The sequence below is a fragment of the Pseudoalteromonas sp. HM-SA03 genome (genome assembly GCF_002289345.1).
Taxonomy (GTDB): domain Bacteria; phylum Pseudomonadota; class Gammaproteobacteria; order Enterobacterales; family Alteromonadaceae; genus Pseudoalteromonas.
In genome coordinates, this window is record NZ_NSDG01000072.1 from 1 (window position 1) to 588 (window position 588).

Genomic DNA, 588 nt, shown 5'->3' on the forward strand with positions numbered 1-588 from the left:
GCGTTTTGGACCCACCTGACCCCATGCCGAACTCAGAAGTGAAACAAAACAGCGTCGATGATAGTGTGGATCACCCATGTGAAAGTAGAACATCGCCAGGGCCAAATTTTTATAAGAATAAAAACTAAAAAACAGTATTTTCCTGATGACCATAGCGTTTTGGACCCACCTGACCCCATGCCGAACTCAGAAGTGAAACAAAACAGCGTCGATGATAGTGTGGGCTTCCCATGTGAAAGTAGAACATCGTCAGGGCCTTATTAGAAAAACCCGTTGCAGCAATGCGACGGGTTTTTTGCTGTTTGAGGTGTCGAAAATTAGAAAATCTCGCGAGGTAAACTCGCTCCTACTATAGACTCGCTCCCACCATAGTATTATAAGCACAGTGCAATATGGTAGGCGGTTTACCCACCGNAAAGTTTTGGCTCAAAAATAGTATAGAATACCCATGTATATCAAAACCCGTTGCAGAAATGTAGCGGGTTTTTTGCTGCTTGGGATATAGAATTTTGAGATATTATACCAAATTGATTAAATTTATGATCTAATATCAAAATCTAATATCCATCGATGTGATAATGATTTTGC

2 rRNA genes are annotated in these 588 nt (G+C 40.7%); both read left to right on the forward strand.

Annotated features, from left to right (window positions below):
- Positions 1 to 101 (forward strand): 5S ribosomal RNA (rrf, locus tag CKO50_RS14300); the annotation flags it as partial.
- A gap of 40 nt (positions 102 to 141) precedes the next feature.
- Positions 142 to 255: ribosomal RNA gene (gene rrf, locus CKO50_RS14305) — 5S ribosomal RNA — on the forward strand.
- Positions 256 to 588 lie beyond the last annotated feature (333 nt).